Raw genomic sequence first — 17950 nt, forward strand, 5'->3', positions numbered from 1 at the left:
CGTAACGGACTCATCAGGGCTTTCGGCCGGCGCGGCGGGAGTGCGTGCCGGGCTCGGACGAGGGGAGTCCGTGTCCCAGAGCGCGCCTCAGCGCGAGGTGCGTCAGCCAGGCCGTCCCGAAGGTGAAGGGGGCGGCGGTGTCCTCGGCGGGGCCGGGAACGGCGGTGCAGACCAGCACGACGGCGAGCGGGATCCAGACGCGCAGCAGCACCTGCTGGGCGGCCGCCGTGCCCGGCGCGAGTCCGGCCAGTAAGGGCACGAGCAGCCCGGCCACGGCGAGCGGGACGGTGAGACCGGTGTGCTTCACCGCCTCGAACACCGTCCAGGCGAGCAGGAAGAGCCCCAGCGCTCCCCAGGCGAGGCGGCCTGCCACGGACGGGGACTTCGGCTCGGCCTCGGCGGTCTCCCGGGTCATGTCGTCCCTCTCCGTATCGTGCGGTGGTGACGGTCGGACCACGGGTGGTCCGTGTGCGGGGAGTTCGCAGGGCCCGGGACCGCCGGCCCCACCCGGGGCAGCGCATCCTCCGCCGCGCGGACCGCGGCGAGCAGCCACGCGTCGGCGCCCCGGTCGGCCACCCACTGGAGGCCGACCGGGCAGCCGTCCCCGGTGAACCCGGCGGGAACGCTCGCCGCCGGATGCCCGCTCAGGTTGAACGCCCAGGTCAGGGCGGTCGAGTAGACCTCGCCCGGCCCCTCGTGCCCGTGCGGCCGGTTGGGGGTGGTGGGCGTCAGCAGCAGCGGCGTACGCGCGAACAGGCCGTCCAGCACGAGGTCGTTCGCGCGCCGGGTCGCCACCGCCACGGCGTCCTCGGGCGCCCCGCCCCGTACGGCCAGCCAGGCCGGCGCGGGGTCCAGCAGCGCGCACCCGCCGGGCACCAGCCGCACCACGCCCGCCGCCACCAGCCGGTTCGCCGCCGCCCGCACCACCTCGGCCACCTCCGGATCGACGTCCGCGAAGCCCAGGTCCATGCTCAGCACGGCGGGCACGGGGAGGCGCACCGCCACCGGTTCGTACCCGTCCAGCACATGGCGCAGATACGGTTCGGCAGCCGTGGCCGACGGGGCCAGCACCCCCGCCGACGCCAACCCCGTCCGGTCCGGCGAGGGCAGCAGCCCGTTGGTCGTCTTCAGCCCGAACACCCCGCACCACGCGGCCGGCAGGCGCACCGACCCGGCGCCGTCGCTGCCCGTCGCGAGCGGGACCATCCCCGCCGCGACCGCGACCGCCGACCCGGCCGAGGAACCGCCCGGAGTCCGGTCCGCCCGCCAGGGGTTGCGGGTCCGGCCGTACGCGCCCTGCCCCCAGGTCTGCCAGTACGTGCCCGGCCCCGGCACCGCCGTCGAGCCCACCGGCACCCCGCCCGCCCCGATCAGCCGCCGGGCCGCGTACGAACGGAGCCCGGCCGGGCCCTTCACCGCGAACGGCATTCCGCCCAGCGGCAGCAGGGCCGCCCCGGGCTCCCGGGCGAGAGCCTCCCGGCGCCACACCTCGATGAACGCGCCGAGCGACGGATCGAGTGCGTCGATCCGCTCCAGCGCCCGCCCCACCGCACCCGTCCCCTCCACCGCACCAGTGTCACCCGCGCCGGTGCCGGTGTCCGGAGAATGCGCTCCCGGGCACTCGCTCCCGCGCACTCAGTCCCGCGGCAGCGCCGCCTCCATCACCGCGCGCGCGATCGGTGCCGCGCTGCCGCCGCCGCTGATGTCCGCGCGGTCCGCCGCCGCGTCCTCCACCACCACCGCGACCGCCACCTCCGGCCGGCCGGCCGCCTCCGACTGCGCCCAGCAGATGAACCAGGCGTACGGCGCCCCCGAGTTGTCGACCCCGTTCTGGGCGGTGCCCGTCTTGCCGCCGACCGTGACGCCGTCGATCGCCGCGTTGGTCCCGGTGCCGTTCTCCACCACGTCGACCATCATCCGCCGCAGCTGCACGGCCGTGGAGGGACTCATCGCGCGCCGGTAGGAGCGGGTGGAGGTCTGCGACACCGTGTCGCCGTCGTGCTTGGTCGTGCGGTCCACCAGATGCGGCTGGGCGATCTCGCCGTCGTTCGCCACGGCGGCGGCGACCATCGCCATCTGGAGCGGGGTGGCCGTCGTGTCGAACTGCCCGATCGAGGACTGCGCCAGCTGGTCGTCGCTCATCTCCGTGTCGAAGTTGCTCTTCGCCACCCCCGACGGAATCCGCAGCCCGTCGTCGTTGAAGCCGAAGTCGCCCGCCGCCTCCACCATCCCGTCCAGGCCGACCTCCACCCCCAGATGCGCCATCACGGTGTTGCAGGAGACCCGGATCGCCTCCGCCAGCGACGCCTTCTCGCAGCCGCTCGACTCGTTGGGCAGCACGGTGGACGTGCCCGGCAGCACGTACGGGGACGGGGTGTCGGTCTCCTCGTCCGGGTCGTCCACCACCCCGGCGTCCAGCGCCGCCGCCGCCGTCACGATCTTGAAGGCCGAACCGGGCGGATAGGTCTGCCGGATGGCCCGGTCGAGCATCGGCCGGCTCTCCGAGGCGTTGAGCCGCGTCCACGTGTCGGTCACCGCCGCACCGGTGCCGGAGAGCCGCTCGGGGTCGTACGACGGGGAGGAGACCAGGGCCAGGATCTTCCCGGTCGACGGCTCCAGCGCGGCCACCGCGCCCTTGCGGCCGGCCAGTCCCTCGTACGCGGCCCGCTGCACCGCGTCCCGGACGGTGGTGACCACGTCGCCGCCGGGCTGCCGGCCCCGGGTGAGGTCGTTCCAGAGCGGCAGCGGGGCGAGCAGCGAGGAGGTCCCGGAGAGGATGTCGTCCTCGGCGTTCTCGATGAGGGTGGTGCCGTACGTCTGCGAGGCGTAGCCCGTGACGGGGGCGTACAGCGGGCCGTGGAGGTAGGTGCGTTCCCAGGCGAGCTGCTCGCCGGTGTCCGTCGATCCGGTGACGGTGGCCGTCGCGTCGCCGCTGCCCGTGTGCACCAGGATGTTGCCGCGCGGCTGGTCGTAACGGGCGATCGTGTTGCGGCGGTTGGCGGGGTTGGCGGTCAGCTCGTCGGCCTCGAAGACCTGGACGCGGGCCGCGTTCGCCAGCAGCGCCAGCAACAGCAGCAGACAGAAGGCGGCGGCCCGCCGGATGTACCGGATCACTGCTCGTCCTCCACGATCGGGGCGATGACGCCGGTCTCGGGCTGACCCGGGCGCGGGGTGCGGGCCTGGTCGCTGACCCTGATCAGCAGCGCCACGATGATCCAGTTGGTGACGACCGAGGAACCGCCCTGCGCCAGGAACGGCATCGCCATGCCCGTCAGCGGGATCAGCCCCATCACCCCGCCCGCGATCACGAACACCTGGAGCGCCAGGATCGAGGCGAGCCCGACGGCGAGCAGCTGTCCGAACGGGTCGCGCAGTGCGAGCCCCGCCCGGTAACCGCGCGCCACCATCAGCGCGTACAGCAGGAAGACGGCGGTCAGCCCGGCCAGGCCCAGCTCCTCGCCCGCCGTCGCCAGGATGAAGTCGGACTTCGCGGCGAAGCCGATCAGGATGGAGTGCCCGAGCCCGAGACCCGTACCGAGCATCCCGCCCTCGGCGAACGCGAAGAGCGACTGCGCCAGCTGGCTCGGCCCCCGTCCCGCGTCGATGGTGGCGAAGGGGTCCAGCCAGTCCTGCACCCGGCTGTGCACATGCGGTTCGAACGAGCCGACGACGAAGGCCCCGACCGCCGCGAGCAGCAGTCCGACCGCGATCCAGCCGATGCGCCCGGTCGCCACGTACAGCAGGATCACGAACAGTCCGAAGAAGAGCAGCGAGGTCCCCAGGTCGCGTTCGAGGACGAGGACCCCGACGCTCAGCAGCCAGATCGCCACGATGGGACCGAGCACCCGGCCGGTGGGCAGCTGGAGTTTCCAGACGGTGCGGCCGGAGTACGCCAGGGCGTTGCGGTTGGCCGCGAGGTACGCGGCGAAGAACACCGCCAGCAGGATCTTCGCGAACTCGCCCGGCTGGAAGGAGAACCCGCCGACCCGGATCCAGATGCGGGCGCCGTTCACCGCCGGGAAGAAGATCGGCACGATCATCAGCACCAGCGCGGTCGCGACCGAGAGGTAGGCGTACCGCTGGAGCACCCGGTGGTCGCGGAGCAGCACCACCACCACGATGAAGAGCGCCACCCCGAGCGTCGACCAGATCAGCTGGGTGGGCGCCGCCGTGTCCGAGGGCGTCTCCAGGTCGAGGCGGTAGATCAGCACCAGGCCCAGCCCGTTGAGGAGCACGGCGATCGGCAGCAGCAGCGGATCGGCGTACGGGGCGCGGAAGCGGACCGCCAGATGCGCGAGGAGCGCCAGCAGCCCGAGCCCGCCGCCGTAACCCGCGACGTCGGGCGGTACGGCGTCGTCGTGGGCGAGGCCGACCGCCGCGTAGCCGTAGACGGAGATGAGGACCGCCCCGACGAGGAGGGAGAGCTCCACGCCGCGCCGTCTGGGCAGCCGGAGCGGGGGCGGGGGAGAGTCCACCGTCGGTGCGGTCATGCCAGGAACGTAGCAAGCGCGGGAGGTTATTTCCCTTATGTCATAGTTCGGCGCTCGCGCTGATGTCCCCGGCCCGCGACCCCGCCGACCGTGGACGCGCCGCCGCCCGGGTCCTCGCGAGGCGAGCGACCCGGGCGGCGGACGTGCGGTGCGGAGGCGTGCGGTGAAGAGGTGTCAGCACCAGTCGGGGGCCGCGCCGAGGTTCTCGATGTAGCGCGCGGACCCCCACGCCCAGGTGCCGTTGGTCAGCAGGTACCAGCGGTCGTTGCCGTCCACGCTGTCGCCCCGGGTCTTGCAGAAGATGTCGACGATCGTGCCGTACGGCACCTCGCCCACCACCCGGCTGCTGCGGGTCGGACGGTCGCGGAGCAGCAGGCTCGGCCGGGCGATGACCCGCCCCCGGTACGTCACCTTCGGCGCCGCGGGCTCCACCTGCGGCTCGGCCGACGGCCTGCCGTGTTCGCCCGGCTTGACCTGGGGCTCGACGGCCGGCCTCCCGTGTTCGCCCGGCTTCGCCTGCGGCTCGACGGCCGGCCTGCCGTGGCCGGCGTGGTGCTCGTGCCCGGGTGCCGGGTCGGCGGCGGCGATGACGTGGTGGTGCGGGTGGTCCACCGGCTGCGGGAGGGGGCCGGCGGCGAACGTGGGGGCGGCGGCCGTCAGCGCGGCGAGCACGCCGGCGGCGACACCGAGACCGATGCGGCGGAGGGACGGAGAGGACATGCTGCCTCCAGAGAACGTGGGGGGCGAGGTGCGGGGCCGCGGCCCGGGGGCCGCTCCCCGCACGCTAGGTTCGCCACGTCGCGCACGCATAGAGTCGCTCTGGGTGATGTACGCGGACGGGGGACGGCCGATGGGCCGTCCGGGTGTATCCGCCGCCCGCCCGCTCCCGCCCGTGCGCCCCGGCCGACGGCCCGTGCGCCGGTGCGCCGCAAGGCCGCCGGGGGAAGCCCCTGCCGGAGTGCCGCGCCGGAAGCGCGGCGCCCCGGTGGCGTGCGCGTCTCAGCTGTTGTACGGGTTCTGGCCCGGGGCGTGCCCCTGCTGCGGGGCCTGGCCCGGCTGGGCGGGGTGGCCGGCCTGGCCCGCCTGGCCGAAGGGGTTGGCGCCGTCAGGGCCCGCAGCGTACTGGGCCAGCAGGGCGTCCGCCTGCTCCTTGGCTATCTTCTGCTCCCCGCCGCAGAAGGTGCACTGCGTCGCGTACCTGACCGAGATCGGGAAGAGCGGGACGAAGAACAGCGTGAACTTGGTGACCCGCTTGCGGAGGGTGTGCGCGGCCGGGTTGCCGCACCAGCCGCACACCATCGTCAGGACGGCCAGCTGGTACAGGTAGCCCCGAGTGCCGAAAATGATCATGTCGTGTCTCTCCTTGTTGCCTTCGGTACGGTTGTGCCGCGGGCCCGAGGGCCCCGCCTCCCCGCGATACGGCGTACCGGTCGATCCGGCACTCCGGTGGTCCGGCCTCCCCGGACGCGCGCCCGGCTCAGCCCCGGCCGTCCCCGTGGCGCAGCGCCTGCCGGCACAGCGTCAGCAGGCGTTCGTCCTCCTGGATGTCCAAGCCGGCGTACCCGCCGTCCCGGGCGTTGTGACGGCGTACGGAGGACAGCTCGGCGCGCAGGGTGCGCGCCGCCCCGGACCCTGCCGCAGCCGTCCCCGTCCGCGCCAGCGTGTCCGCCACCCGGACGCGGACGTACGCGTTCTGCGTCCACGCGGCCAGCAGCACCGGCCACGTTTCGGCGGACCGCCCCGAAACCTCGCACAGTGCGAGCGCGGCGTCCACCCGTACCCAGAGATCGTCGTGTGCCAGCAGTGCGCGCAGCCGGGGTCCGGCCACCGCGGCCCTGTCGCCGAGCCGGCCCAGCGCCTTGGCCGCCGCCCGCAGGTCGAGGCCGTCCGCCGCCGCCAGACCGTCCAGCAGCACCGGCAGCACCGCGTCGACGTCGCCGGAGACCGAGTAGAGCGCGTCCGCCACGTCGACCGCCCCGCGCGGGTCCGACCGGCGCAGCAGCGCCTCCAGCTCCCCGACCGCGCCCCGCGCCCCCGGCCCGAACGCGCCGAGCGTCCGCAGCGCCGAGAGCCGCACGTGCCAGGCCGAGGGCTCCCGGGCCGCCCGCAGGACGCGGAGCACCTCGGGCGTCGCCTCGTCCGCCCGCAGCGAGGCGAGGGCGTCCATCAGCGGAACGGCCCCGTCCTGCCCGGACGGGGCCGGCGGGACCGCCGCCAGTCTCCGGCGCAGCGCCCCGGCCAGCGGGGACGCGACCGGCCCGAGACCCGCGACGGCGTGCCCGAGGTTGTGCGGCACGACCGGCCCCTCCAGCACGGCGGCCAGCACCGGCAGCGCCCGGGGGTCGCCGATGTTGGCCAGCGCCCGCACCGCCGGGTCGAGGCTCGGCTGCCCGTGGTCCCACAGCCTGACCCAGCTCTCGGGAGTGACCGCCACCTGCGCCGCCAGCGCGTCGGCGGCCGGTGCGGCGAGCGTGTGGACGTCGGCCAGCAGATACGCGGCGGCGTCGCGGAGCCGGGGCTCGGGCTCGGCGAGCTGTTCCCCGACCAGCCGCACCACCTCGTCGTACGAACCCCGCCACGCCCGGATCAGCCCGTCGCTCATCCGGACCGCGTCCAGCCGCTGCCCCTCGTCCGGGCTGCACAGCTGGTCGGCCAGGAGCGCCACCCGGTCCTCCACCCGGTCGCCGAGCGCCCCGTGCAGGGTGCGCAGCAGATCGGCGGCCCAGGGGGCGCCCCGCCCGGCCGTCTCCGCCGCGTGCAGGGCGCGCAACTGACCGATCAGCGTCGGCGACTGGGCGCCCTCCCGGGCCGCGGCCTCGGCGGCGGCCCGGGCGGCCGGGCCGGACGGAGGGTGCACCGCGCGCAGGTCCCGCAGCAGAGCCGAGACCCTGGGCACGATGTCGACGGGGAGCGCGCCGGGCGCGCACCGCGCCAACTGCGCGAGGGCCGCCAGCCGGAGGCCCGGCGCGTACTCCTGCATCGCGAGCCGGCTCAGCCAGTGCGCCGCCGCGTCGGCCACCGTGTCGTGGCGCAGGGCGAGCCGGCCGGCCGCCTCGACGAGGGCGAGCCGCACCTCCTCGTCCTGCTCCACCGGCAGCCGCTTCCGCAGCAGCGCGAGACATCGCTCCGGTTCGGTGTGGAGCGTGGCGAGCGCCAGGGGAGCCGCGAGCCGCACGCCGCGATCGTGGTCGTCCAGCAGCTGGACGAAGACCTCCGCCCCGGCGCAGACGGCCGCCGCGGCCATGGCGTAGTTGGCGGCGCCCTCGATCTCGTCCTCGTCGAGTTCGTCCTCGTCGTCCTCGTCCAGTTCGATGCCGCCGATGCTGGTCAGCAGCTCCACGATGCTGCCGCGCTCGGCCACCGAGGGATCGGCGACCAGCTCGAAGAGGAACGGGATGCACGCGAGCGTGCAGGCGTAGACGTCGCCCTGGTGGTGGACGGCGCCGTACATCCCGTCCAGCGCGCGTTCGCGTTGCCCCGGGTCCGCCGAGGCCAGCCCGGCCAGCAGCGCCGGAACATCGTCGGCCGGTCCGTAGGCATGCTGCATCGAGGCCCAGTCCACCTCGTCGATCCCCGAGAACACTCCGGCCATCCCCTCCCCGATCACGACGCTCAACCGCTGCGACGGCACCTGACCGGAGTTGGTTCCCGGAACGGCCCACGCCCGCCTCGCACCGAGTCTGCCCCAGGTCCGCGGTGGTCCGCCCGGCGGACGGGCCTTTCCCGCCGCCGCGGAGCGAGGCTGTGGGAGACCTGTGGTGCGGGAGGTCCCGGAGGCGGCCCGTGGGGGCGGCCGGGCGGTCCCCGCACGCTCCGGCGGGCGCCGTCACGCGCCGGGGCGGCGCCCCCGGCGGCCGGTGGGCAGCGGACGGGCCCGGTTCGGGTTGATGAGCGGCCCGAGCAGGTCCCCGTACGTCTCCAGGCGTGCGGCCATGTCGCCCGCGAGGAACACCAGCTCCTCCGGGGCGCCGCACGCCTCGATCTCCTCCCAGGTGACGGGCGCGGAGACGGCCGGTTCGGGGCGGGCGCGGAGGGTGTACGGGGTGGCGGTGGTCTTCGCCGCCGCGTTCTGGCTGAAATCGACGAACACCTTCCCCGGCCGCAGATCCCGCTTCATCCGGTGGACGACCAGATCCGGCAGCGCCGCCTCCGCCTCGACCGCGAGCTTCTTCGCGTACGCCGTCACCTTGTCGGACGGGGCGGGCTCCAGCGGGACGAGCAGATGCAGGCCCTTGGAGCCGGAGGTCTTCCCGTGGGCGAGCAGCCCGTCGGCCGCCAGCCGCTCGCGCAGCCACCCGGCAACCGCGCAGCACTCGACCACGCTCGCCGGGGCGCCCGGGTCCAGGTCGAAGACCATCCGGTCGGCGACGCCCGGTGCGTCCGCCTGCCACTGCGGGGTGTGGAACTCGACCATGAGATTGGCCGCCCACATCAGCGAGGCCAGGTCCTGGACCATGACCTGGGCCGCTTCCCGCTCCCCCCGGTGCGGGACGCGCGCCGTACGCACCCAGGCGGGCGTACCGGGCGGCGGGTTCTTGGAGAAGAAGTGCTGGCCCTCCGCACCGTCGGGATACCGCAGGAAGGAGACCGGCCGGTTGTACAGATGGGCGAGCAGCGCCCCCGCGACCGTGGCGGCGTAGTAGTGCAGCACCTCGCCCTTGGTCGTGCCGGTGGCCGGGTACACCACCTTGTCCAGGTTGCTGAGCGCCAGGCGCCGCCCCTCCACCTGCGTGATCGGCGTCATACGATAAGAATCACACGAATCGCCCGACATGTGCGCCATGCGAGAAGTGTGCGCAGTGCGATGTGTACGCGTGCGCCGGAGCGGCCGAGACCGCCGGGCGGGGCCGCCGGAATCGTCGGGGCATGGTCGTCGGAAGGGGTCGAGAGTGAGCTCCATGAGGTCCATCTGGAACGGCGCGATCTCGTTCGGGCTGGTCAGCATCCCGGTCAAACTGATGAACGCCACCGAGAACCACTCCGTCTCCTTCCGCCAGGTCCACCTCACCGACGGCGGCCGCATCCGCTACCGCAAGGTCTGCGAGGTCGACGAGGAGGAGGTGACCTCCGCCGAGACCGGCAAGGCGTACGAGGACGCGGACGGCACGCTCATCCCGATCACCGACGAGGACCTCGCCTCGCTCCCGCTCCCCACGAACAAGACGATCGAGATCCTCGGCTTCGTCCCGGCCACCCGGATCGACCCGCTCCAGATGGACACCGCCTACTACCTCTCGGCCAACGGGGTCCCGGCGGCGAAGCCGTACACCCTGCTGCGCGAGGCGCTCAAGCGCAGCGAGAAGGTGGCCGTCGCCAAGTTCGCCCTGCGGGGGCGGGAACGGCTCGGGATGCTGCGGGTGGCCGAGGACGTGATCGTGATGCACGGACTCCTGTGGCCGGACGAGCTGCGGTCGCCGGAGGACGTCGTACCGGACGCCGCGACCAAGGTGCGCGACGCCGAACTCGACCTGGCCGACGCCCTGATGGACACCCTCGGCGGGGTGGACCTGGACACGCTCCACGACGACTACCGCGAGGCGGTGGAGGAGCTGGTCGCCGCCAAGGCCGCGGGCGAGCCGCTGGAACCCGTCCGCGAGGAGGACAACGGTGGCAAGGTCATCGACCTGGTCGCCGCCCTGGAGAAGAGCGTCCGCGCCGCGAAGGAGTCGCGGGCGGACGGGGAAGGCGAGGCCGGCGGGGAGGACGGAGGGGACGGCGGTGACGGCAAGGTGGCCGACGTCCACCACATCGGGCGGACCACGCACCGCACACCGACCGGCAAGAACGTCTCCCGCTCGGCCGGCTCGGACTCCGGGAAGTCGCGGCCCAAGGAGACCGGGGCGAAGAAGTCCACCGCCAAGGGGACGGCACGGAAGCCGGCGGCGAAGCAGGCCCCCGCGAAGAAGACGGCCGCGAAGAAGACCGCCGGAGGGAAGGCGGGGACGAAGGCGACCGCGACGAAGACGACCGCGAAGAAGACGACCGCCAAGAAGGCCCCCGCGAAGAAGACCTCTTCCGCGAAGTCGGCGACGTCGGCGACGAAGAAGACGGCGGCGGGCAAGAGCGCTTCGGGCGGGCGGACCTCGCGTTCCTCCGCCTGAGCGCCCGGAGCGCCCTCGGCCGTGCTCCCTCGGCCGTGCTCCCCCGGCCGTACTCCTCTCGGCAGTACTGCGCCCCGGCCCCTCAGGCGATGTCCGACGGGTCGATCGACGGCAGGTCCAGCGAGGGCGGGTCCAGCCCGAAGGGGTCGTCCTGCTCGACGACGTACGTGCACGAGGTGTAGGTGTACCCGGGCTCGATCTTCGAACCGTCCGCGTAGCTGTCCACGGCCGCGCTCGCCCCGGTCCCGTGCTTGTACAGGAAGTGGTAGTCGCCGGCGGGCAGCCGCAGCCGCGCCTTCGGGTAGCTCTTCCCGCTCGCCTTGCAGGCCTGTTGGTTCCCGTCCGCCGTGCTGTCGTACCGCCCGCAACTCCCGCACGCCTTCAGGGTGACGGTGCCGGTGACCGGTCCGGTGTAGAGGACCTCCACCTCGTTGGGCGCGTCGTTGCTGATGACGAGCTCCATCGTCGGGCCGCCAGGGCGTTTCGCCGGTGGCAGCTTCTCCCCGGCGGCGGGGCGGTCCTCGGCGATCTCGGCGGCTATCGAGATGTTCCGCGCCTGCCCGCGCCGCCCGTCGTCCCGGTACGTGTCGGCGAACCCGGTCAGTGTGGAGCGCGCCTCGCTGAACTTCTTCTCCCTGAACTGGTCCACCCCACAGGCGTACACCCCGTCCCGGACGCCCCGGTCCGCGCGGGCGGCCGAGGCCTTGAGGTCGTCCCCGGTCAGGGCGCCGACGGTCGCGCCGATGCTGCGCAGCGTCTCCGTCACCGTGCACGGCTCGGCGCCGCCCAGCTTCCCGGCCTCCTCGGTGATCCGCGCGTCGACGGCCGGAGCCACCTTCGCGGCGGCGGCCGAATCCGGGAACGTCCGCTGAAGCTCGGCGAGTTCCGCCCCCTTGGCGACGGAAGCGGCTTCCACGCCGTACGAGCCGAGCTCCGACATCCCGCACGCGTAGAGGGACTCGGACAGCGGCTCGTCGGGCCACTGCGCGAGGCTGCCCAGCAGTCCGGTGTCCTTGCCCTTCGGCAGGGTGCGCAGATAGCGCAGCGGCTCCAGCGCCCCGCAGTAGTCCTTCTCGGTGTACGGGGCCGAGACCGCCGCGTAGTAGGACTTCAGCCGGTCCGGCACCAGCTTTCCGGCCCGCGAGTCCGGGTGCTCCCGGCCGAGGTCGCGGTAGACGGCGAACGCCGAGGTGTACTTCGCCTTCGCCGTGGTGAAGGACTGGCCGTCCGCCGCGGCGACCGCCCGGTCGGCGGTCTCCAGTCGGTCGAGCAGCATCTCCTGTACGGCCTCGTCGCGCGCGGAGCCGTAGAGCGCCACCCCGCCCACCGGGACGGCCAGCAGCACCAGGCCGAGCGCGGCGGCCACCACCGGCCGCCACGAGCCGGCGACCGCCGTGCGCCGCGCGATCCTCGCCGCGTCGGCGGCGGCCACGACGAGCACCACGAGGTAGGCGACGAGCACGCCGCCCGACACCCCCTCGGGCTCGGCGGGCAGGACCGCGAGCAGCAGCAGCCCCGTCGCGGCGAGGCAGAGGGCGGCGCGGATCCAGCGGCGGGTGAGGAGATGGCCGAGCCCGAGGCCGCTGAGATTGAGCAGCCCGGCCGCGGCGGCGCGCAGCCCGGCACCCGGCGGGGGAGGCCCGACGGGCCCGGTCGGCGACGGCTGCCCGGCGAACGGCGGCAGTGGCGGGGGAGGCGGCGGGGACGAGGGAGGCAGCGGTGGGGGTGGCGGTACGTGCGGCGGCCCCGGCGGAGGCGGCGGTACGTCCGCCGGCGCGCCCTGTCCGCCCGGTCTGTCCGGACCGCCCGGTCTGTCCGTTCCGGAGGCCCAGGGCGTCGGCCCCGGCCCCGATCCCGGCCCGGACCCCGGGCTCGGATCCGGCCCCGGAGCGCCTTCGTACGGGTGCGCGCGTCCCTCGTCCGACTCCATACGGTCCCCCCACCGTCGAGCCATTGCGGTCACCTTCTCTCTTTCCCTTTTCGCCCTCATCCACGCACGAACCGGACGGTTCGTGCGTGGTCCGGGCGGCGCTGCCCGGACCACGACGAACGCGTCAACTGCCGTGCGTCAGAACTGATTCGGTGCCGATGCAACGCCGCATCGGCACCGCATCGGCCCCGAATCGGCCCCGAATCAGCGCTTCATCAGGGCGAAGACTCCCCAGCCGAGGTACTCGCGCTCGTACCGGGCGTAGCGGACGGGGTCGGTGGTGAGCTCCGCGCGTACCTGGGGCGCCAGTTCGTCGTCCGGGTTCCGGTCCAGCCAGCTGCGGAGGTTGAGCCACTGCGCCGCCCGGTACCGGTCCCAGCTGTTCTGGTCCGCCAGCACCATCTCCACGACGTCGTACCCGAGGTCGCCGAACCGCCCGAGGAGCTCGGGCAGCGCCAGGAAGTCGGCCGGGCTGCTCGCGTGGCAGCCCTCGGCGGTCTCCTGGTCCGTGGGTTCCCGGCGCCAGAACGGCTCGCCGATCAGCATCAGGCCGCCCGGCCGCAAGCTGCGGGCCAGCAGCTCCACCGTCCCGTCCAGACCCCCGCCGATCCAGGTCGCCCCAATGCAGGCGGCGAGGTCGACGGGCACGTCCGCGACATGCCCGGAGGCGTCGCCGTGCACGAACTCCACCCGGTCCGCCACCCCGAGTTCCGCCGCGCGGGCGCGTGCCCCGGCGGTGAAGACGGTGCTGATGTCGACGCCCGTACCGGTGATCCCGTGGTCACGCGCCCAGGTGCACAGCAACTCGCCGGAGCCGCTGGCGAGATCGAGCGCACGGATCCCCGGCTCCAGGTGCAGGGCCCGACCCAGGGTCGCCAACTTGTCGGCCGTGAACGGGTTGTGGATGCGGTGGCTGCTCTCGCGGATGGTGAAGATGCGGGGAAGGTCCACGGGCGGGCTCCTCTCTTCTCGGGTGACGCGGGTGACGCGGGTGAAGCCGGTACGGAGGTGGCGGGGCCGCTTCTTCCCGGGGGAAGCGGGTACGGAGGCGGCGGCCCGCCGGGGCGGGGACAGTCCTACGGGCGGCACGCGCCGCGTGTCCACCGGATTTCGGCCCCCGCGCCGTCCGTGTTTTCCCGCGCGCGCTCCGGCCCGAGCCGGTAACGTCCTGCGTGCCGCGACTGGCGTGCGCCTCACGGGGCGTTGCGTGGAAACGACCACGAGGGAGCGGCGCGCTCCGGCCCGTCCGGAGGACCACCGCCGGAGGGCCGTCCGCCTGGGCATCCGGGTCCATGCCGCACGACGCGGCCGACCCGGGAGAGTCCCGTGACCGTACCCGCCCTCGCATCCGTGACCGACGTATCCGCACCGCCGCACGACGGGGCGCCGACCGCGGCGCCCTCCACCGCCCGTCCGGCGCTCGCCGCCACCGATCCCGTACTCGCCGGGCTGATCGACGCGGAGGAGCGGCTCCAGGCCGACACCCTGCGGCTGATCCCCAGCGAGAACTACGTCTCGGCCGCCGTGCTGGAAGCGTCCGGCACCGTCCTCCAGAACAAGTACTCCGAGGGCTACCCCGGCCGCCGCTACTACGAGGGCCAGCAGGTCGTCGACCAGGTCGAGAGGCTGGCCGTCGAGCGCGCCAAGGCCGTCTTCGGCATGGAGCACGCCAATGTGCAGCCGTACTCGGGCTCCCCGGCCAACCTCGCCGTCTACCTCGCGTTCTGCGCCCCCGGCGACACCGTCCTCGGCATGGGCCTGCCGATGGGCGGTCACCTCACCCACGGCTGGGGCGTCTCCGCCACCGGCACCTGGTTCCGGGGCGTGGGCTACGGCGTGCGCCGCGACACCGGGCGGGTCGATCTGGACGAGGTGCGCGACCTGGCCCTCGCCGAGCGCCCCAAGGTGATCTTCTGCGGGGGCACGGCCGTGCCCCGCACCATCGACTTCGCGGCCTTCGCCGAGATCGCCCGCGAGACCGGCGCGGTGCTGGTCGCCGACATCGCCCACATCGCGGGGCTGATCGCCGGTGGCGCGCACCCCTCGCCCGCCCCGTACGCCGACATCGTCTCCACCACCACGCACAAGACGCTGCGCGGGCCGCGCGGCGCGATGCTGCTCAGCACGGCCGAGCACGCCCGCGCCATCGACCGGGCGGTGTTCCCGGGGCTCCAGGGCGGTCCGCACAACCACACCACCGCCGCCATCGCGGTCGCGCTCGGGGAAGCCGCGCAGCCGGACTTCGCCGGATACGCCCACCAGGTGGTCGCCAACGCCCGTCTCCTCGGCGAGGAACTGGCCGGGCGGGGCTTCGACCTCGTCTCCGGCGGCACCGACAACCACCTGCTGCTGATCGACCTCACCGGCAAGGACGTGCCGGGCAAGGTCGCGGCCAAGGCGCTGGACCGCGCGGGCATCGTGGTGAACCACAACTCCGTGCCGTACGACACCCGTAAGCCCTTCGACCCGTCCGGCATCCGCATCGGCACTCCCGCGCTCACCACGCGCGGCGTTCCGGCCTCCGCGATGGCGGACGTGGCGGCCTGGATCGACACCGTGGTCGACGCGGCACGCACCGGCGACGAGAGCGTGGTCGCCCGGGTCCGCGGCGAGGTCAAGGAGCTGATGGACGCCCACCCGGCACCGGGCCTGCCGCTCGCCTGACCCGCGGTGCGCGGAGGCGGTGCGAAGGTCCCCGACGGGTCCTCGTACCGCCTTCGTGCCATCGCCCGGAAAAATCGGTTCGCCCCTCCGCTTGCCGAAGAACCGTCTCTGCGGCCAATGTCCTCGCAGGCACGAGCCGTCCAGGAAAGAGACACATCATGCACACCAAACCCCCCGCCGACACTTCTCCCTCCCAGCACGCCCCCGGCACCGCCGCGCGCTGCCCGTTCCGGCTCGACCCCTCCGGTAGGGACATCCAGGGCGAGGCCGCCCGTATCCGCGCGGGCGGATCGGCCACCCGGATCGAACTGCCGGAAGGCGTCCCCGCCTGGGCCGTCGCCGACCCTGCCGTCATCACCCGGCTGCTCACCTCCCCGGACGTCTCCAAGGACGCCGCCCAGCACTGGCCCGCCTGGATCGACGGCGAGGTCGGGCCCGACTGGTCGATGGCCCTGTGGGTCTCCATACGCAGCATGTTCACGGCGTACGGCCCCGCCCACACCCGCCTGCGGAAGCTCGTCTCCGGCGCCTTCACCGCCCACCGCACCAAGGCCCTGGCCCCCGTCGTCACCCGCATCGCGGAGGAACTGCTCGACGAGATCGAGGCGTTGCCCGCGGGCGAACCGGTGGACCTGCGCGCCCGGTACGCCGGACCGCTGCCCGCCCGCGTCATCTGCGAGCTGTTCGGCGTACCGCTGGCCAGCCGCGACCGGCTCTGCACCCTGTTCGACGCCCTGTTCAGCACCGCCACCCCGGCCGAGGAAGTGCGCCTCCACGCCGGGGAGCTGTACGGCATCCTCCACGGACTCGTCGCCCTCAAGCGGGAGACCCCCGGCGACGACCTCACCAGCGCGCTGGTCGCCATCCAGCGCGACGGACTCGCCTCCGGTGAGTCGAACCCCCTGGAGGACCAGGAGCTGCTCGACACCCTCGTCCACTTCCTGTCCGCCGGGTACGAGACCACCATCAACCTGATCGACCACGCCACGCACGCCCTGCTCACCCACCCCGACCAGCTCGAACTGATCCGCACCGGCAAGGCCGAGTGGTCCGACGCGATCGAGGAGACCCTGCGCTGGGAACCGGCCGCGGCCAACCTCATGCTCCGGTACGCCGTCGAGGACCTCGACCTCGGCGACGTGGTCGTCCCCAAGGGCGACGCCCTCGTCATGGCCGTCGCCGGCGCGGGCCGCGACGAGGGCCTGCACGGACCGGACGCGGACCGGTTCGACCTCACCCGGGCGACCCGCCGCGACCATCTCGCCTTCGGACACGGCGTCCACCACTGCCTCGGGGCGCCCCTCGCCCGGATGGAGGGGGTCACCGCCCTCTCCGCGCTCTTCGCCCGGTTCCCCGGACTGACGCTCGCCGTCCCGTCGTCCTCGCTGCGCCCGGTGAAGTCCTTCATCTCCAACGGCCACCAGGAACTCCCCGTCCTGCGACACGGGCGCGCCTGACCACGCGCGCCTGACCACGCGCGGCGGACCGGCGGGCGCCGCCCGCCCGACGGGAGTGGCCGGAGAGGGCCCGGGCCTCTCGTCCGGATCGGGCCGGGCTCGCCGACCAGCCTGATCCGACGGAAGACCCTGGGCCCGACCGGCCCCGGAAGCCGGTGGCGTACGGGCCGCGGGATCCCCCCCCGTCCCCGTCCGCCACCGGCCCCGGAGCCTCACCCGACCGTCACTCCGGTACGGCGACGGGCGCTGCCAGCCCTTCCACCAGGCTGCGGAACGCCACCTTCCCGTGCTGCGTCCCGGTCACCTCCACCGCGATCCTCTCCACAGCACGGCCCGAGCCCGCAGCACGGCCCGAGCCCGGAGCACGGCCCGAGCGGGCAGCGCTGCCCGCGCCGGGAGCGCTGCCCAAGGGCGCGTCGGGCAGTGGAACTTCACGGGCGTCGACCCAGCACGGCGCGTCGAACTCCACGTACCGGGACGTACGCATGTCGGTGGTGAGCGGGCACCACGACCGGGCTCCCGCACCCGCGACGACGGCGTGCGCGGCCTGCTGGCTCGCCTCCATGATCACGAGCCCCGGCACATGGTCGACCGGGTGGTCCATCAGCGCCGGATTGCCGGTGTCGGCGATCAACTCCCAGCGGCGCGGGCGGTCCGAGGCGCCGAGCACCACCTCGTCCGCCGCCCGCCGCCCGGCCGCCGCCGCCCCGACCGGCGCCGGCATGGCCCCGGGCCGCGCGGTCAGGTGCGAGCCGCGCAGCCGCCGGTAGACCCGGTCGGACACCCAGGAGAACCCGGACTCGCTCCTGACGAAGACCGTCCCGTGCTGCTCCAGGGTGATGGCTATGCGGATACCGTTGCGCCCCGTCCAGGTGCAGACCGCCTCCGCGCGGACCGGTGACAGGTCCGTCGGCAGGAGCGGATCGGTGGAGTAGGACATCCCGCCCATCAGGAACTGGTGCGCGGAGCTGATCTTGAACTCTGTGTGTGCGAGGCTGAGTCCGATCTGTCTCAGTGTCTGCGCGATCAGCATGTGGTGGTGCACACTGCCGAGTGCGGGTTCGAAGAAGACGTGCCGGCCGGCCCAGTCGATGTCGAGTGCGTAACTGTTCTCGGCGATCCGGTGGTAGTCGCGGATCAGTACGTCGTCCGGCTGGACGCGATGGGCGTCCGCCGGGCGGACCGCGGGCGTGGTGTCCGGTACGCCCCCTGCGGGCGCCGGGACCGAGGCGGTGCGGTCCGTCCTGAACTCGGGGACGGACGGGGTGTGGTGGTGCTTCACGGTGTGGTGCATGTGCTCCCCCCAGG

14 protein-coding genes are annotated in these 17950 nt (G+C 73.8%); 3 read left to right on the forward strand and 11 right to left on the reverse strand.

Annotation, left to right across the window (positions count from 1 at the left end; translation table 11 throughout):
- Positions 1 to 13: 13 nt before the first annotated feature.
- The 8 genes from OG599_RS23585 to ligD form a co-directional block, all read right to left on the reverse strand.
- Positions 14 to 415 carry a hypothetical protein gene (locus OG599_RS23585; protein ID WP_327177967.1) on the reverse strand — a complete coding sequence of 134 codons (402 nt, stop codon included), beginning with the start codon at positions 413 to 415 and terminating at the stop codon, positions 14 to 16.
- Positions 412 to 1548: an amidase family protein gene (locus OG599_RS23590; protein ID WP_327180163.1), complete on the reverse strand. Its 1137-nt coding sequence runs from the start codon at positions 1546 to 1548 to the stop codon at positions 412 to 414. Before OG599_RS23590 ends, OG599_RS23585 begins: the two co-directional genes overlap by 4 nt.
- An 87-nt stretch (positions 1549 to 1635) precedes the next feature.
- Complete coding sequence (locus tag OG599_RS23595) at positions 1636 to 3114, reverse strand: penicillin-binding transpeptidase domain-containing protein (protein ID WP_327177968.1); 1479 nt, start codon at positions 3112 to 3114, stop codon at positions 1636 to 1638.
- Entirely contained in the window at positions 3111 to 4490 is a 1380-nt protein-coding gene (locus OG599_RS23600) for an FtsW/RodA/SpoVE family cell cycle protein (RefSeq protein WP_327177969.1), read from the reverse strand. The genes OG599_RS23595 and OG599_RS23600 overlap by 4 nt, the downstream gene beginning before the upstream one ends.
- Positions 4491 to 4664: 174 nt before the next feature.
- Positions 4665 to 5210 (reverse strand): SH3 domain-containing protein, encoded by a 546-nt coding sequence (locus tag OG599_RS23605; protein ID WP_327177970.1) that lies wholly within the window; start codon positions 5208 to 5210, stop codon positions 4665 to 4667.
- 279 nt (positions 5211 to 5489) lie between these two features.
- A complete protein-coding gene (locus OG599_RS23610; RefSeq protein WP_327177971.1) occupies positions 5490 to 5840 on the reverse strand; it encodes a zinc-ribbon domain-containing protein in 351 nt (116 codons plus the stop codon).
- 127 nt (positions 5841 to 5967) lie between these two features.
- Positions 5968 to 8073 (reverse strand): PBS lyase, encoded by a 2106-nt coding sequence (locus tag OG599_RS23615; protein WP_327180164.1) that lies wholly within the window; start codon positions 8071 to 8073, stop codon positions 5968 to 5970.
- 243 nt (positions 8074 to 8316) lie between these two features.
- Complete coding sequence (gene ligD / locus OG599_RS23620; RefSeq protein ID WP_327177972.1) at positions 8317 to 9234, reverse strand: non-homologous end-joining DNA ligase; 918 nt, start codon at positions 9232 to 9234, stop codon at positions 8317 to 8319.
- 154 nt (positions 9235 to 9388) lie between these two features.
- On the opposite strand from ligD, the gene ku reads away from it, so the two are divergent.
- The gene (ku, locus tag OG599_RS23625; protein ID WP_327177973.1) at positions 9389 to 10591 is read left to right on the forward strand and encodes a non-homologous end joining protein Ku; all 1203 of its coding nucleotides are present in this window, start codon (positions 9389 to 9391) and stop codon (positions 10589 to 10591) included.
- Positions 10592 to 10673: 82 nt separating this feature from the next.
- On the opposite strand, the gene OG599_RS23630 is transcribed toward ku, so the two are convergent.
- Positions 10674 to 12545 carry a hypothetical protein gene (locus OG599_RS23630; RefSeq protein WP_327177974.1) on the reverse strand — a complete coding sequence of 624 codons (1872 nt, stop codon included), beginning with the start codon at positions 12543 to 12545 and terminating at the stop codon, positions 10674 to 10676.
- A gap of 180 nt (positions 12546 to 12725) precedes the next feature.
- A complete protein-coding gene (locus OG599_RS23635; RefSeq protein ID WP_327177975.1) occupies positions 12726 to 13472 on the reverse strand; it encodes an SAM-dependent methyltransferase in 747 nt (248 codons plus the stop codon).
- 399 nt (positions 13473 to 13871) lie between these two features.
- Between OG599_RS23635 and glyA the strand changes: the two genes are divergently transcribed.
- Both glyA and OG599_RS23645 read left to right on the forward strand, forming a co-directional pair.
- Entirely contained in the window at positions 13872 to 15185 is a 1314-nt protein-coding gene (glyA, locus tag OG599_RS23640) for a serine hydroxymethyltransferase (protein ID WP_327180165.1), read from the forward strand.
- A 158-nt stretch (positions 15186 to 15343) separates the two neighbouring features.
- Positions 15344 to 16642 (forward strand): cytochrome P450 family protein, encoded by a 1299-nt coding sequence (locus tag OG599_RS23645; protein WP_327177976.1) that lies wholly within the window; start codon positions 15344 to 15346, stop codon positions 16640 to 16642.
- A 223-nt stretch (positions 16643 to 16865) separates the two neighbouring features.
- On the opposite strand, the gene OG599_RS23650 is transcribed toward OG599_RS23645, so the two are convergent.
- Positions 16866 to 17936 carry a ScbA/BarX family gamma-butyrolactone biosynthesis protein gene (locus tag OG599_RS23650; protein ID WP_327177977.1) on the reverse strand — a complete coding sequence of 357 codons (1071 nt, stop codon included), beginning with the start codon at positions 17934 to 17936 and terminating at the stop codon, positions 16866 to 16868.
- Positions 17937 to 17950 lie beyond the last annotated feature (14 nt).

Source organism: Streptomyces sp. NBC_01335, from assembly GCF_035953295.1.
GTDB lineage: Bacteria > Actinomycetota > Actinomycetes > Streptomycetales > Streptomycetaceae > Streptomyces.

Excerpts from the sequence above, each read along its gene's own strand:
- ku (WP_327177973.1), top strand. The coding sequence starts at position 9,389 with ATGAGGTCCATCTGGAACGGCGCGATCTCGTTCGGGCTGGTCAGCATC.
- OG599_RS23605 (WP_327177970.1), bottom strand. The coding sequence starts at position 5,210 with ATGTCCTCTCCGTCCCTCCGCCGCATCGGTCTCGGTGTCGCCGCCGGC.
- OG599_RS23650 (WP_327177977.1), bottom strand. The coding sequence starts at position 17,936 with ATGCACCACACCGTGAAGCACCACCACACCCCGTCCGTCCCCGAGTTC.
- OG599_RS23630 (WP_327177974.1), bottom strand. The coding sequence starts at position 12,545 with ATGGCTCGACGGTGGGGGGACCGTATGGAGTCGGACGAGGGACGCGCG.
- OG599_RS23610 (WP_327177971.1), bottom strand. The coding sequence starts at position 5,840 with ATGATCATTTTCGGCACTCGGGGCTACCTGTACCAGCTGGCCGTCCTG.
- OG599_RS23600 (WP_327177969.1), bottom strand. The coding sequence starts at position 4,490 with ATGACCGCACCGACGGTGGACTCTCCCCCGCCCCCGCTCCGGCTGCCC.
- OG599_RS23645 (WP_327177976.1), top strand. The coding sequence starts at position 15,344 with ATGCACACCAAACCCCCCGCCGACACTTCTCCCTCCCAGCACGCCCCC.
- OG599_RS23585 (WP_327177967.1), bottom strand. The coding sequence starts at position 415 with ATGACCCGGGAGACCGCCGAGGCCGAGCCGAAGTCCCCGTCCGTGGCA.
- ligD (WP_327177972.1), bottom strand. The coding sequence starts at position 9,234 with ATGACGCCGATCACGCAGGTGGAGGGGCGGCGCCTGGCGCTCAGCAAC.